Source organism: Lentzea sp. NPDC004782 (assembly GCF_040609115.1).
Lineage (GTDB): Bacteria > Actinomycetota > Actinomycetes > Mycobacteriales > Pseudonocardiaceae > Lentzea.
Window position 1 is genome coordinate 1 of sequence record NZ_JBEXJN010000111.1, and the last position, 14,719, is coordinate 14,719.

At 71.3% G+C, this 14,719-nt stretch carries 9 protein-coding genes; 4 read left to right on the forward strand and 5 right to left on the reverse strand.

Translation table 11 applies throughout. The annotated features are described in order from the left end of the window. Window positions 1-386 precede the first annotated feature (386 nt). Window positions 387-914 (reverse strand): DUF4232 domain-containing protein, encoded by a 528-nt coding sequence (locus ABZV40_RS44885; protein ID WP_355456184.1) that lies wholly within the window; start codon window positions 912-914, stop codon window positions 387-389. A gap of 428 nt (window positions 915-1,342) precedes the next feature. On the opposite strand from ABZV40_RS44885, the gene ABZV40_RS44890 reads away from it, so the two are divergent. Next, complete coding sequence (locus tag ABZV40_RS44890; RefSeq protein ID WP_355456186.1) at window positions 1,343-1,744, forward strand: pyridoxamine 5'-phosphate oxidase family protein; 402 nt, start codon at window positions 1,343-1,345, stop codon at window positions 1,742-1,744. Continuing rightward, entirely contained in the window at window positions 1,741-2,568 is an 828-nt protein-coding gene (locus ABZV40_RS44895) for a type II CAAX endopeptidase family protein (RefSeq protein WP_355456188.1), read from the forward strand. Before ABZV40_RS44890 ends, ABZV40_RS44895 begins: the two co-directional genes overlap by 4 nt. A gap of 157 nt (window positions 2,569-2,725) precedes the next feature. Here the strand turns inward: ABZV40_RS44895 and ABZV40_RS44900 are convergent, their stop codons facing one another. Further along, window positions 2,726-3,067, reverse strand: coding sequence for a hypothetical protein (locus tag ABZV40_RS44900; protein WP_355456190.1), 342 nt, complete (start codon window positions 3,065-3,067; stop codon window positions 2,726-2,728). Window positions 3,068-3,216: 149 nt separating this feature from the next. Here ABZV40_RS44900 and ABZV40_RS44905 point away from each other — a divergent pair, with 149 nt between their 5' ends. After that, on the forward strand, window positions 3,217-6,936 hold the full coding sequence (locus ABZV40_RS44905) for a hypothetical protein (RefSeq protein ID WP_355456192.1): 3,720 nt from the start codon (window positions 3,217-3,219) through the stop codon (window positions 6,934-6,936). A gap of 370 nt (window positions 6,937-7,306) precedes the next feature. Here the strand turns inward: ABZV40_RS44905 and ABZV40_RS44910 are convergent, their stop codons facing one another. The 3 genes from ABZV40_RS44910 to ABZV40_RS44920 all read right to left on the reverse strand — a co-directional run bounded on the left by ABZV40_RS44910 (window position 7,307) and on the right by ABZV40_RS44920 (window position 11,774). Continuing rightward, a complete protein-coding gene (locus tag ABZV40_RS44910) occupies window positions 7,307-8,842 on the reverse strand; it encodes an ABC transporter ATP-binding protein (protein WP_355456194.1) in 1,536 nt (511 codons plus the stop codon). Then, the gene (gene lanKC, locus ABZV40_RS44915; RefSeq protein ID WP_355456196.1) at window positions 8,839-11,517 is read right to left on the reverse strand and encodes a class III lanthionine synthetase LanKC; all 2,679 of its coding nucleotides are present in this window, start codon (window positions 11,515-11,517) and stop codon (window positions 8,839-8,841) included. Before lanKC ends, ABZV40_RS44910 begins: the two co-directional genes overlap by 4 nt. Window positions 11,518-11,660: 143 nt before the next feature. Beyond that, on the reverse strand, window positions 11,661-11,774 hold the full coding sequence (locus tag ABZV40_RS44920) for a class III lanthipeptide (protein ID WP_355456198.1): 114 nt from the start codon (window positions 11,772-11,774) through the stop codon (window positions 11,661-11,663). 211 nt (window positions 11,775-11,985) lie between these two features. On the opposite strand from ABZV40_RS44920, the gene ABZV40_RS44925 reads away from it, so the two are divergent. Further along, a complete protein-coding gene (locus ABZV40_RS44925; protein WP_355456200.1) occupies window positions 11,986-14,625 on the forward strand; it encodes a tetratricopeptide repeat protein in 2,640 nt (879 codons plus the stop codon). Window positions 14,626-14,719 lie beyond the last annotated feature (94 nt).

Consider the following 14,719-nt stretch of genomic DNA (forward strand, 5'->3'; position numbering starts at 1 on the left):
ACCGGCTGCGGGCACGTGTTGGGCGAACCCCGCTGATCAACAGCGGGGTTCGCCGAGATGGCTGCTCATCGACGGACCAGCTCGGAACGCTTGGCTGATGGGGACTCCGGGGCACAAGACGACACGTGACCTGGGCGAGCATCCACGAAGCCCCAGCGCCATGAGCACGCGCTGCCCGGTGACGGGTCATGACGCCGAGCAGCGCGACGAACGTGAAGCCCAGGAGCGCGGTGGTCGACGTGCGGCCAGCAGAACGCGGAAACGCCGCAGCGCCGGAAGGTGTTGTGGATGAAGGGCGCCTTCTTCCACACCAGGTGGAGGAAGGCGCCCTTCATCCACATAACTGCCCGGCAGGCGGGTTGCGGACAAGACCTCTGGCAAGCCGCTCAGCGGTACCAGGCGCGAACGCCCATCCGTCCCGTGCTGCCCAGGTCGATGTGGATGCTCCGCTGCGGTGACACGGCGACCAGCGGTTGCTGAACGGCGCCCGGAGCGGTCGCCAGTTCGACGTGCGTCGCGATCTGCGGCGGCTCCAGCGACGTGTTCGTGTTGCGCCACACGAACGCGCTGCCGGCAGTCTCCCCCGGCCGCACCGTGATCGGCTGCGGCGGGTCGTTGAAACCGTCGAGGACCGTGATGCCGCCGGTGCCTTCGAGGATCGCGACGTCCAGCGGCCGCCCATCACCGCCGAACAGGCTCACCTGCGGATACCCGTTGAGCTGCAACGCTTCCGCACCGCAGTTGGCGACCTCGACGGACATCACGCGCAACCCCGACGCCGCCTCGGTGTAGTTCGAGGTGAACAGCACTCCCGCGGCACAACCGGGATCCGCTGACGCCCGCACGGCCGGGCCGCTCGCGACCAGGCCGGCCAGAACGGCTGCTGCGGCAAGAACCTCGCCCCCATGTCTCATGCACCCGAGCATGCCACCGGCAGAGGAGGCCGGGGCGAAACCTTCACAAGACCTCCACGAGGACGACCGAGTCCATTGTGGAGTGATCGATCGGGTCAGCCGGAACCGTTCTGACAGGAGCTGCCGCCGGTGCGCGCAGCTGGTCCCCGATGTGACGCAGGCCGTCCGGGGTTCTCGCCGGGCCCGGCGGTTCGGGATCACCAACGACGTGTCCGCGACTGGTGGAGCCTGATCGCTTTCGAAGGTCCTCGCGCCGGAGTTGCTCGGAGACGTGAACGGTCACGCGTTCCACGACCCGGCCAGGACGGACCCGCCTCGGGACCTGCCTGACGATCAGCCCGGTGGGACGAGGGCCTTGTCCTCCGTTGCCGCGCGGTGAACAGGGTCATGCTTGCCATGCGCCCATCGAACTCAGGGAGGGAGCGGCGATGTTGACGAAGACCGGGGTCGAGCTCTCGGAGGCCGAGTGCTGGGAGGTGCTCAGGACCGCGCGTGTCGGTCGTGTGCTCTACACCCGCAACGCGATGCCCCTGGCACATCCCGTGCCTTTCCTGCTGCACCGCGGGTTGATCGTCTTCAGCCTCGATCCGGCGACCGCGGCCGGGGTCGTCCGGTACGGCCGCACCGTGGGCGCGTTCCAGGTGGACGATCTGACCGGCAGCGGCGCGGCAGCGCGGTCGGTCACCGTGCACGGCGAGCTCGGGCTGCTCGAACCCGGCCAGATCGCCGCCGTGGAGGGCCACGGTCTTCCGGCTCACGAAGGTGAGGCGGTCCACGCCTACCTCCTGCCGGAAGTGCTGATCGGACGACGGATCGGCGACTGGCCGTGAAGGTGCCGCCGGTCAGGTCGCCGGCGAAGTTCTTCGCGTGGACGTTCGCCCTCTCCGTTCCGATCTGGCTGGCCGGCGCGATCATCGGTGACGCTCCGGTGTGGGCGCCGATGCGCCTGCCCATCAGCGCACTGGCAGCCGTGTGCCCGATCGTCGCCGCCATGCTCCTCACCGCCCGCGGCCGTGAAGCAGGTGGCATCCGCGGGCTCTGGCGGCGCGTGTTCGATCACCGTGAGCTGCGGCCGAAGGGCTGGTACGTGCCGATCGTGCTGCTCATGCCGGCGGTTCTGTTCGTCAGCTACTGGGTGATGCGCCTGACCGGCCGCCCGCTCCCCGAGGCAGAGGTTCCGCTGCTCACCGCGCCGCTGCTGTTCGCCCTCTACTTCGTCGCGGCGGTTGGTGAGGAGGGAGGGTGGACCGCCTACGCCACCGATCCACTGCTGCGCCGCCACAACGTGCTGACCGCGGGCCTGCTGCTCGGGCTGGTGTGGGCGTCCTGGCACGTCGTTCCCCTGGTCCAGGCCCACCGCTCGGCCGGCTGGATCGCCTGGCACGGCCTGTCCATCGTGGCACTGCGAGTGATCATGGTCTGGTTGTACGCGCGCACCGGCAGCGTGTTCGGCGCGGTGGTGTTCCATGCCATGAGCAACGTCAGCTACACGCTCTTCCCGAACAACGGATCGCACTACGACCCGGCAGTCACCGCGGTCGTCATCGGCACGGTCGCCCTCGGCATCGGAACAGCCGTGTGGTGGCGCCAGGCCCGACACCACCGACAGGACACGGGCGGCATTGGTGGCGCTCACCCGTCCGCGTGGCGGTGACCGACGAGAGCCGACATCGGCCGGTCGGGCCGGATCATGTTCTCCGACCGCGTGCGGAAGAAGCCTTCCGGCGACGGGGCGCCGACGGGCAGACCCCCTCTGCCCGTCGGCGCAGCGGCGGACCGGCGGCGTGCCGCAGGTCCGCACGTTCACGGACTCAGTACTTGCGGATGTTCGCCCAGGCGCCGTTCACCCGCACGTTGCACTCGGCCGACACCGTGATCGACGCCCACGGGTCCAGCGAGTACCACTTCGTGTGGTGATCGCGCGTGATCGGCGGGATTCCGCAGTTGTAGCCCAGGCGCACCCAGCTCTTCTCCGACCCGCCCGTGCAGTCCATCCAGGCGGCGGTGTTGGCGTAGTGCGCCGAGCAGCCGGCGAGGCTGGTGGGCGTGACCGGGCCGGCCTGGGCCTGCACGGCCATCGCCAGCAGCAGTGGTACGGCCCCCAGCACCGCCAGGACCTTCCGGCCGTGGTTGTGCAATGTCGTCGACAGCATTGACGTCTCCCCTTCGCGTTGCTCGTCACCGCATCACCGGTATAGGCCGCCCGTTGTTGTCCGGCAGCACGATTCGGTGCCGGACAAACAAAACCGGGCTGCCGTACAGTCGAAATACGGGATTGTTCGGGGGGCGGAGGAAGTACGTCGTGGGCAGACGTGAGCGTTTTCTGGACCCGGAACAGGGATCGGTGCAGCGGTTCGCGTTCGAGCTGCGCCGGTTGCGCGAGTCGGTGGGCACGCCGAGTTACCGGGAGCTGGCCAAGCGTGCGCACTACTCGGTCACCACGTTGTCCGAAGCGGCTGGTGGCAGGTCTTTCCCGTCGCTGGCGGTCACCCTGGCCTACGTCGAGGCGTGCGGCGGTGACCAGTCCGCGTGGCAGGCGCGGTGGCAGGCCGTGGCGGACGAGTTGGCGCCGGACGGTGGCGGTGAGGACCCGGCCGATGCCCCGTACCTGGGATTGATGACATTCCAGCCGACCGACACTGATCGTTTCTTCGGTCGTGACGAGCTGATCGGAGAATTATGCACGCGCATTCGACGGGATTCGTTTGTCGCTGTTTTCGGTGCGTCCGGGTGCGGGAAGTCGTCGTTGTTGCGGGCCGGTCTGCTGCCCGCTCTCGGACGGGGTGACGTCACCGGGGCCGAACAGTGGCTGACCGCGCTGTGCACGCCCGGCCGGCGTCCGTTCGAGCAGCTGGCCGTCCAGCTGGCGAACCTCTGCGCGATCTCGGCGCTACCGGTCGCCGGGCAGCTGGCGGATCGGCCGGCCGCGGTCGGCGTGCTGGTGGAGCAGGTGTTGGCGACGCGGCCGCCGCAGGCGCGTCTGGTGCTGGTGGTCGACCAGTTCGAGGAGGTTTTCACGCTGTGCGACGACGAGCGGGAACGGGCGGGCTTCATCGACTGCCTGCTCGCCGTGGCGGCACGTGATGACGCGCGGGTGGTCCTGGGCGCACGCGCGGACTTCTACGCCCGGTGCGCTCGCCATCCGGCGTTGGTGGCCGCACTGCGGGACCGGCAGGTGCTGGTCGGTCCGCTGCAGGACGACGAACTGCGGTGCGTGATCCGCGAACCGGCGGTGCGCGCCGGGCTCAGCGTGGAGAAGGCGCTGGTGGAAACGATCATCGCGGACACCCGGTGCGAGCCGGGCGCCCTGCCGCTGATCTCCCACGCGCTGCTGGAGACCTGGAAGCGCCGCAGCGGTGACGTGCTCACCTTGGCCGCGTACCAGCGGACGGGCGGCGTGCACGGGGCGATCGCGCGCACGGCCGACCAGGTGTACGACGAGCTCGACGCCGACGGGCAGCGGATCGTCCGGAACGTGCTCACCCGGCTGACCGCGCTCGGCGAGGGCACCGAGGACACCCGCCGGCGGGTCAGCCACCACGAGCTGCTCGGCGGTTCCGACGCGGACGCCGTGGCCGCGGTGCTGGCCCGGCTCACCGCGGCCCGTCTGGTGACCGTGGACGAGAACACCGCGGAGGTGGCCCACGAGGCGCTGATCCGCTCCTGGCCGCGGCTGCGCGGCTGGCTGGACGAGGACCGCGAGATCCTGGCGGCGCACCGCAGGCTCACCGACACCGTCGCCGAGTGGGAACGCCACGGGCGTGACGAGGCGATGCTCTACCGGGGCACGCAGCTGGCGGAGTGGCGGCAACGGCCGGTCGACCGGCTCAACGACGCCGAACGCGACTTCCTCGCGGCCGGTGTTCGTGCGGAGGAACGCGGCACCCTCGCCCGGCGAAGACGTAACCGGGTGCTCATCGGAACCCTCGTGTCGGTGACCGCCGTGGTCACGGTTCTCGCGGTGTTCGCCCGGGTGGCGGCGCACCGGGCCACTGCGGAAAGCCGGCTCGCGTTCAGCCGTCAGCTGGTCGCCAACGCCGCCACCCAGCTGCAGCTCGACCCGGAACTCGGCCTGCTGCTCGCGGAGGAGGCGTACCGCACCGACGCCAACCCGGACAGCGAGGCGATGGTGCGCCAGGCCGCCGCCGCTTCACACCTCCGCGCGGTCGTTCCCGCCCACGAGGGCAAGGTCACCGGGGTGGCGTTCAGCCCGGACGGGCAACACCTGGCCACCAGCGGCGCCGACGGCGTGGTGCGGGTGTGGCGGTGTGATCGCGGCCGTCTGTCCACAACGGACCCGGTGGTGCTGACCGGGCGCCAGGGCGAGGTCTGGACCCCGGTGTTCAGCCGGGACGGGAGCCGGATCGCCGCGGCCGGTGCCGATGGCACGGTGACGGTGTGGAACTGGCGGTCGAGCACCACCCCGGTCGTGCTGCGCGGGCACGAGGGCAAGGTGTGGACCGTCGCGTTCAGCCCGGACGGCCACCGGCTCGCGAGCGCGGGCCAGGACGGGACCGTCCGCGTCTGGCCGCTCGACGGCGGCGACCCGCTGGTGCTGCGCGGCCACGAGGAGCGCGTGCTCGGCGTGGCGTTCAGCCCGGACGGGCGGCGTCTCGCCAGCAGCGGCGGCGACAACACCGTGCGGATCTGGTCGTTCGACGGCGGTGAGCCAGTCGTGTTGCGCGGTCACGAGAACTCGGTCGAGTCCGTCGTGTTCAGCCCGGACGGCCGGCATCTGACCACGGCGAGCACCGATGGCACGGTACGGGTGTGGGACACGGACGGCTCACCTGGCTCGGTGGTGCTCGGCACCCACGACGGCACCGCGGAGAGCAGCACGTACAGCGACGACGGCCACTGGATCGCCAGCACTGGCAACGATGGCACCGTGCGCGTGTGGAACGCGGAAGGCCATGCGCGCCCGTTGGTGCTGCGAGGACACCACGGCACCGTCTGGGCCGCGGCCTTCAGCCCCGACGGACGGCAGATCGCCAGCGCCAGCGACGACGGCACCGCGCGGATGTGGGACGTCGACGAGGTCGCTGACGCGACGGTGCTGCGCGGGCATCGAGGAGCGGTGACGTCCGCCGTGTTCGGGCCGGACGGCCGCAGCCTGGTCAGCGCCGGCGACGACGGCACCGTGCGGATCTGGAGCACGGGCGGTGACAGCGAGCCGGTCGTGCTGCCGGGGCAGGACGGTCCGCTGCTGCAGGTGGTCCTCAGCCAGGACGGGCAGCAGGTGGCGTCCGTCGCCGCCGGTGGCGCCGTGCGGGTCCAGCCGGTGAAACGTGGTGGCACACCGGTGGTCCTGTCCTCCACGGGCCAGGCGTGGCGTGCCGCGTTCAGCCCGAACGGCCAACGGCTCGCCGTGGCGAGCAACAAGGACTTCCTCCGCATCTGGAATCCCGCCACCGGCGTCGCCGAGCCGGCGGACCTGCCGGGCGGCCAGGGCCCGTTGACGGTGGTCGCGTGGAGTCCGGACGGCCGCTACGTGGCAGGTGCCGGCTCCGGCGGCACGGTGCTGGTCTGGGACCTCCAGCGGCCGCAGCAGGCTCCGCGCGCGTTCCGCGGCCACAGCGGTCTCGTGTGGACACTGGCGTTCAGTCCGGGCAGCGACCGCCTTGCCAGCGGCGGGAACGACGGCACGATCCGCGTGTGGGACCTCACCGGTACCGCTGAGCCCGTTGTGCTGCACGGTCATCAGGGCGTGGTGTGGAGTGTCGCGTTCAAAGGCGACGGCGGCACCCTCGCCAGCAGCGGCAACGACGCGACCGTGCGGCTCTGGAAACTCGACGGCACCAGGAGCTCTCTGCTGCTGCAGGGATTCCGCGCCTCGGTGGAGTCCGTCGCCTGGTCCCCCGACGGCAGGCTGGCCACCGCGCACGACGACGGCACGGTCCGGACCTGGCGCTGCGACGTGTGCGGGCCGGTCGGCGAGGTGCTCGCCTACGCCGACCGGCACCTCACCCGGCAGCTGACCGCCGCGGAACGCGACACCTACTTGGCGGCGCGTCCGGACTGATCCGCGGCCGCTGAGGTCCTGTGCCGCTTGAAAGTCATCACCGCGGCGTGGCAGCACTGCGGCACGAGAACCCGGAACCGGTCCACGCCGGCCCCGGGTTCCCGCTGCCCCCTGGTCGATCTACCGCTGGATCGACGGGACCGAAGTCTCCTCGAAGACCGTCCAGGACTGGGCCGCCTTCGGAACCGGCCTGGCGACGTTCGTCCACGAACTCCACAGCATCGACCTCATGGGCGCCGCTCGGACTGGTGCGGATCGGACCCGAAGGCCCTGAGGCGTTCGAACGTCGTCACCCCGGTGAAGACCCGATCTGAACGCTCGGCGAGACCGGCCGGAAGTGGTGGACGATCCGCACCTCTCCTCCTCGTGATCAGCGCCGGCCGGGCGCCATGGCGACGTCCGCCTCCGACAGCGTCACCACCCGGTCGAACCAGCCGTCGAGATCATCGTCACCGTGGTGCACCACGAGGAGTCCGCGACCGCGGGTCCGCGTCTCCAACGCGTCGAGCACCAGCCGGCGCCCGCTCGCGTCGAGGTTGGCGAACGGCTCGTCGACCAGGTAGCCGTCCGCGTCCTCGCACAGCAGCGCGGCGACACCGACCCGCTGCCGCTGGCCCGACGACAACTCCGACGGCAAATGCTCGACCAGGTCGTCCAGGCCCAGCGCCGCGCGCAGCCCCTCGTCGCCGACCAGCGTGCCCACCGGCAACGGCGGCAGCTCGACCGGAGCGGTCAGACAGGCGATCCTGGGTGGCGTGGTGACCAGTCCCGCGTCCGGGGCGACCAGCCCGGAGATGACGTGCAGGAGCGTCGTCTTGCCGCAGCCGTTGGGGCCCCGCAGCAGCACGCGCTCCGCCGTGCCCAGCTCGAAGTGGTCGATCGAGACGGGGGCGCCGTTCGCGTACGCGACCCGGATCCGGTGCACCGCCACCCGGTCGCCCTGACGGTGGTACGGCGCCGGGCGGCTTTCCCGCAGGCCTCGGATCCGGCGGAGCACGGCGCCGCTGCGGCGCAGCTGCGGCACCAGGTCGATGAGGCTCACCATCCCGGTGACGGCCCGCCACAACGAGTTGACGAAGGCGAGGAAGCTGCCGAACGACATCCGGCCGGCGAACACGAGGAGCGCCCCGGTGATCAGGGAGGCGGTGTCGCAGAGGTTCATCACCAGGTCGCTGACCGTGCGTTGCTTCACGCGCAGCCGGTCGTTGGCGAACGTGATCTCCAGAAATCCTCGCAGGGCCTGCGCGTTGACCGACTCGGTGCCGGGGCGCGACAACGGCATGCCGCGCAGCGCGCGGAACGCCTCCAGGGTCCGGGTCAGCGTGTTGCGGTACCGCGCGTCGGCTTCCCGCTCCGGCTCGGTGTTCTCCGCGATCCTCCTGGCGATGCGGTTGCTGACCACGACCATGGGCGGAACGACCAGCAGGAGCACGAGACTGGCCTGCCACGACAGGTACAGCAGCACAGCGACGAAGGCCACCGAGGCGAGCGCCTGTCTGGCGACCTGGACGGTCAGGTCGATGGCCGGCAGCACGCCTTCCCGGACGTCGTCGTGGATGCGGCTGACATAGGAGGCGTTCCCGGCCGCCGAGATCTGCCGGCCGTCCTGGTCCAGCGCGCGGCCGAGCAGCTCCATCTCCAGGTCCAGCACCACCGCGTTCTCGAACCTCCGGCGCCACCAGGAGATCCAGTAGGAACCGAGGTTGAGCGTGAGCCCGAGCCCCAGGTAGGCGAGGCCGAGGACCAGGAACCTGCCGAAGTCGGCGGCCAGGATCGCCTGGTCGAACAACGCCTTGACCAGCAACGGGTGGACAAGGGCCTCGGTGCCGCTGACGGCCGCCTCCAGGGCGACGATCGTGGTGAAGCGGAGCCGGTACCCGTGCAGGACGCGCCACAGTTCGGTCATCCGCGCACCTCGTCGAGCAGGAAGTCCGCACCGCCGCCGGCGGTCACCCGGTGGAACACCCGCAGCACACCCGCCGATCCGGTCATGAGGTCGCAGCTGCAGCGCAGCAGGCCTTCGCCCGGCATGGCCAACGGCCGGACACCGTTCACCCGCGGCACGGCGAACCGCTCGGGCGGCTCGAACAGGAACACCTTCCGGACGTACTCCAGCTGACGCAGGGCCGTGTCGCGGTAGGCGGGCTCGCCGAGGATCTCGGCGGCGTCCAGCATCGCGTCGGCGATCCCGGACATGCCGAACGCGTAGGCGGGCATTGCGGTGTGTTCGACGGCCATCCCGCGCAGCAGGGTGCGTGCCGCGTCCACGTCGCCGTAGCGGAGCAGAACCTTCGCGACGCCGGCCGCCCCCACCTCGACGTAGGGCAGGCGGGTGCCCTCGTAGTCGAAGGTCGCCGAGTCGACGTCCCAGGGCACGGCGTTGTCCATCTCCCAGGCGAGCGCCAGCTGCCCGAGTTCGAAGTAGCGCTCTTCCCCGGTCGCCTGGTAGATCCGCAGCAGGAACAGTGCCACGCCGGCCTGACCGAACCCGAGCCCCGTGAACGGCTTCTCCTTGACGAAGGTGTTCAGCCAGCAGACCCCGCGTCCGTCGCGCTGGGCCGTGTCGCACAACGCGTCGGCGCACCGCCGCGCCGCGGCGAGGTCTGCGGGGGCTCGGTGGAGCCGGTGGAAGTGCAGGTTGGTCATACCCAGGCCGGCCAGGCCGTAGTAGAAGGTGTAGTCGTCCTCGCGCGACACGCGCCGATTGGCCTCGGCGAGCAGGTCCCGCGCCGCGGCGTGCAGTCCCAGCCCGTCGCCGGCCCACGCGATGCCGGCGAGCCCGTTCATCAGCCCTGCCGGGTACTCCGCCTCGTCGAGGTTCGACAGCCGGTCGTCCAGCCACTGCAGCCACTCGGTCCTGACCTCGACGCCCGAGGTGTCGAGCGCCCACAGCACGCCGGTCGCGCCGAAGCCGAGGCTCAACGGGTTGGTGAGGTGCGCGAAGGGATCCACCGGGAACAACGTCGCGCGGTCCGGGTCGGCGACGGCCGTGATGAACCCGGCGAGACCGGCCGCCACCTCGGTGCACGCGGCCGCCGGCGGGGCCGCGGACGGGTGCGGCGGCAGCTCGACCTGGGCGACCAGGTCCTCCTCGTCCCGCAGTGCGTCGAGGACATCGGTGAGCGAGATCCGGGCCTGCGCCAGACCCGTGATCAACTCGTGGATCCGCACCGGCCAGCCGAGCCGGTCGAGGTAGACCCGGTACAGGTCGAAGACGTCGTCGCGCAGATACGACATCGCGGCGATCGGGAAGACCAGGTACGCCATGATCGCCGCCAGGCTGTACAGGTCTCCCTCCGGCGTGGACGCGCCGGCGACGCGCCGCGAGTGGCTGAAGCCCTGCGTGTAGAGCTCGACACTGCTCTGGAGGTCCGGCTCCGACACGGCGGAGTCGGCCAACCGGCAGGCTTCCAGGTCGATGACCCTGACCGCGAAGGTGTCCGGGTCGATCAGCAGGTTCGTCGCGGTGAGGTCACCCAGGATGATCTCCCGCTGGTGCGCGTCGGCGATCGCCCGGGTCAGGCTGCGGAAGACGGCGAGGAACACTCGCAGGAAGTGGCGCGACTGCGCGGCGTCGAACCGCGGCTGCACGAGCGGGTTGTGGTCGAACATGATCGTCCGGATGTCGGCGCCCTCGATGTGCTCCTCGGCGATGAAGTGGTGTTCCCAGTGCTGGAACGTCGCGACGGGAGCGGGGAAGCGGCCGGTGTCGGCGAGGCGGTGCAGGAACGTCCACTCACGGGCCAGGACGTCCACCGCGTCGTAATCACGGCGGAGGTTGGGATTGGTGTGCGGGCGAGCCTCCTTGAGCACGACGACGCGGTCGCCGTCCGCGGTGTCCTCGGCGAGGTACACGCCACCGCTGTTGGAGAACTGCAGGGCGTCGGTGACCCGGAACCGTCCACCCAGCAGGCCGAGATCGTCCTGGTCTGGGTCGGGCTTCCAGTCGTCGAACGGCCAGGGCACCCACGCGGGCTGTGCGAACGCCGGTTGCCGCTCGTCGGAGACCGGCCCGTCCGGACCGGTGATGATCGGGACCTTCAGCCCCATGGCGTCGACGGTGTGGGTGTCGAGCAGCTGGCCGTACCGGAAGTACAGCGCCTTGCTGTCGCGGTAGCGCAGGTCCGAGAGCACGTAGGCGCCCTCCGCGTCACCGAGGACGCCGGCCAGGTCGGCGATGACGGCCCGGAACTCGTCCTCGTCGCCCGGGTAGACCGTGATGAGCTTGCCGCTGCTGCCCCGGGACATGGTCTTGGAGTTGAACAGCTCGAAGACGGTGGCGTCGAGCGCGATCTTGAAGTCGATGTCGCGCGTGAGGAGGTGGTCGATGACCACGGCGGCGACGTGACGCAGGTTGCGCCGGGTGGCGGACACGTGGATCTTCCAGCCCTGCGACGGCAGTGCCGGGTTGTGCCGGTAGTTCCACCACAGCCCGAACCGGACGAACCTGGCCTGCGTCTCCTCGTCGAGGGTCGCGAGGAAGTGGTCGTCCTTCGGCCGGTAGCAGACTTCGAGCGGGTCGTAGGACAGCGTGTCGTTCCACGCGAAGAAGAAGCGGTCGATCCATCGTTCTTTGCGCATGGTCAGGCACTCCGGTCATGGGTCGGGAGAGGTGCGGCAGGTGGCGCGGCCGGAGGCTCGTGCGGCGAGAGACCGGCTGGAACTCGTGCGCTGAAGAGGCGGTCCGGGTGGGGGACGGGCCTCGTCCCCCACCCAGGCGGCGGTCAGTTCTGGGCGCCGTTGCAGCAGTTGCCGGTGATGCTGCTCGTGCAGCTGTTGCCCAGCAGGCCGACGCTCGGGGCCTGCGGCTCAAGGGTCTGGAGACGAAGAACGTTCATGTGGTGTCACCCCCTCTCGGTTCGCCGCCAGCGTTGCCCGGTGCCGGCGCCGGCACCGCGATTCCGAACGAATCCGAATGCCCCGGCCCTCTGTTGGCACGCCCCGGCCTGCTGCCGAACGGCCGATCGTGGCCGAATGTCCCGGCCAACGTCGCGCCGCGCGCGTTAACTGGGCACAGGCGTTGCTGGGGAGGGAATGCCTGGAGGGGTGATGTGCGCATCGCGGAGGGGCCAGGGGTTCGCCCTGCCGCCGGATCCCGGCGGTGCCGGCACGCTGGACGAACTGGTCGAAAGGCTGCGGTTGCTGAAGGTGTGGGCAGGAGGCCCGTCCTTCGACACGATCACCGACCGCATCAACACGGCCTGGCGGACAGCCGGCCGGCCCGCGAGCGAGCTGGCGAGAAGGACCACGGTCGTGGACTGCTTCCGCAACGGCCGGCGGCGGCTGAACACCGACCTCGTCGTGGCGGTGGTGGCGGCGTTGCACCCGGACGCGGGGTACGTGACGCTGTGGCGACAGGCGCTGCGAGTCGTCGCCGGCGAGACCGAGGCGGCGGCGCAGGTCCGCGTCCAGGACCGGCTGCCACCTGATCTGGCGGGGTTCACCGGCCGGTCGGCCGAGCTGGACCGGCTCCGGCACGCGCTGCGTCACGCCGGCCTGGACGGTGGCGCGGTGGTGATCTCCGGGATGGCGGGGGTCGGCAAGACCAAGCTGGCCGTCCACACCGCACACGGGCTCGCCCGGGAGCAGCTGTTCGACCGGGTGCTGTTCGTCAACCTGCGCGGGTTCCACCCCGACGCGACCCAGCCGCCGGCCGATCCGGCCGCCGTGCTCGAGGGCTTCCTGCGGCTGCTCGGGATGCCGGGCCAGCAGATCCCCCACGACCTGCCCGGTCGTGCCGACGCCTACCGCGGCCTGCTGGCCGGTACCCGCACGCTGGTCCTGCTGGACAACGCCGCCGACGCCGGCCAGGTGAGGCCTCTGCTGGCCGCCACCCGAGGCTGTCCGGTGCTGGTCACCAGCAGGCACAGCCTCACCGCACTCCACGTCGCCGCACACCTGGAGCTGGACGTGTTCACCTCCGGCGAGGCGCTGCGTTTTCTCACCGGCGCCGCACCCGGCGTTCCCGCCGGCGCGGACCCGGACGCGGCGGCCCGCATCGCCGGCCGCTGCGGCCACCTCCCCCTCGCGCTCGGGCTGGTCGCCGGACACATCCGCGAGACCGCCGGCTGGACCCTGACCGACCACGCCGACCGGCTCGACGAACGCCACGACTCCCACCACCTGGACACCGGCGTCCAGCTCGCGCTCGACGTGTCCTACCGGCAGCTACCCGCCGGCCAGAGGCGGCTGCTGCGGATGGCCGCGCTGCACCCCGGCCAGGATCTCGACGCCTACGCGGCCGCCGCCCTGACCGGCACCGACCTGCTCACGGCCCGCACGCACCTGGATCGCCTGTACCGCGACCACCTGGTGCAACAGGCCAGCTCCAGCCGGTACTCGTTGCACGACCTCGTCCGCGCCCACGCCGCCGGGCGCGCCGGCGACGAGGATCCACCCCCGGCCCGCCGCGCCGCCCTGACCCGCCTGTTCGACTACTACCTGGCTGCCGCCGCCGGTGCGATGGACACCATTCACCCGGGCGAAACCGACCGCCGACCGCACATCCCGGCGCCCGGCACGCCCGTCCCGGCCCTGGGCGGGGTGGGCGCCGCCCGTGCCTGGCTGGACATCGAGCGGCCCACCCTGGTCGCCGTCGCGTCCCACACCGCCGCCCACGGCTGGCCCACCCACGCCATCCAGCTGTCCTCCACCCTGTTCCGCTACCTCGCCGGCGGCTACCACTCCGACGCCCTGTCCATCCACGCCCACGCGCACCAGGCCGCCCACCACACCGGCAACCAGACCGCACGAGCCCACGCGCTGGTGAACCTCGGCGTCACCCACAGCCGGCTGGGTCAGCACGAGCGTGCCACCGACCACCTCCGGCAGGCCCTGCACCTGTTCCGGCAGATCGGCGACCCGGTCGACCTGGCCCGCGCGCACGGCAACCTCGGCATCGTCGCGGAGGCGATGGGCCGCTACCGGCGCGCCGCCGGCCACTACGAGCAGGCCCTGGCGCTGTTCCGGCAGGCCCGGGACCTGGCGGGCATGGCCAGGGCGCTGACCAACTCCGGCATCGTCGAACGGCGGCTCGGCCGCTGCCACCCCGCGGCCGAGCACCACGAGCAGGCGCTGGCACTGTTCCGGCAGATCGGCGACCAGGCGGGTGTCGCCCTGGCGCTGAGCGACCTCGGCGAGGTCGAGGTGCGCCTGGGCCGGTACGAGCAGGCCGCGGACCACCTCCACCAGGCCCTGGCGCTGTTCCGGCAGATCGGCGACCAGGCCAGCGAGGCCAACGTGCTGGACGGCCTGGGCACCCTGTACGTCCACCTCGGTCAGCCCGGCCAAGCCACCCAGTACCACCTGTCGGCTCTGGCCATCGTCCGGGAGACAGGGGAACGACCGCACGAAGCCTGGGTGCTCAACGGCCTCGGTGAGGCCGCTCGCAGCGGGAGACGACCCGGCGACGCCCTCGCCCACCACGCGGCCGCACTCACCGTCGCCACCGACATCGGTGATCTCGACCAGCAGGCCCGCGCCCACACCGGCCTCGCCCACGCTCACCACGTCCTCGGTGACCTCGCCCCCGCGCAGGCCCACTACCAGCGCGCCCTGGCCCTCTACACCGACCTCGGCACTCCGGAGGCCGATCACCTCAAAACCCTGCTCACCGTCTTCGACGACCAGCCCCCGAACCGCGGTGCCGGGGACCGTGAGACGAGCGGTGCGACGCTCAACGCCACGTAGACGGCCGCGCTGCCCGGTGGGATACGGGGGCGCGGCCCGGGCCCGGGGGGGGGGTGGTTTGGGCGATCACCACCCCCCGCCCGGGCAGGTGGCC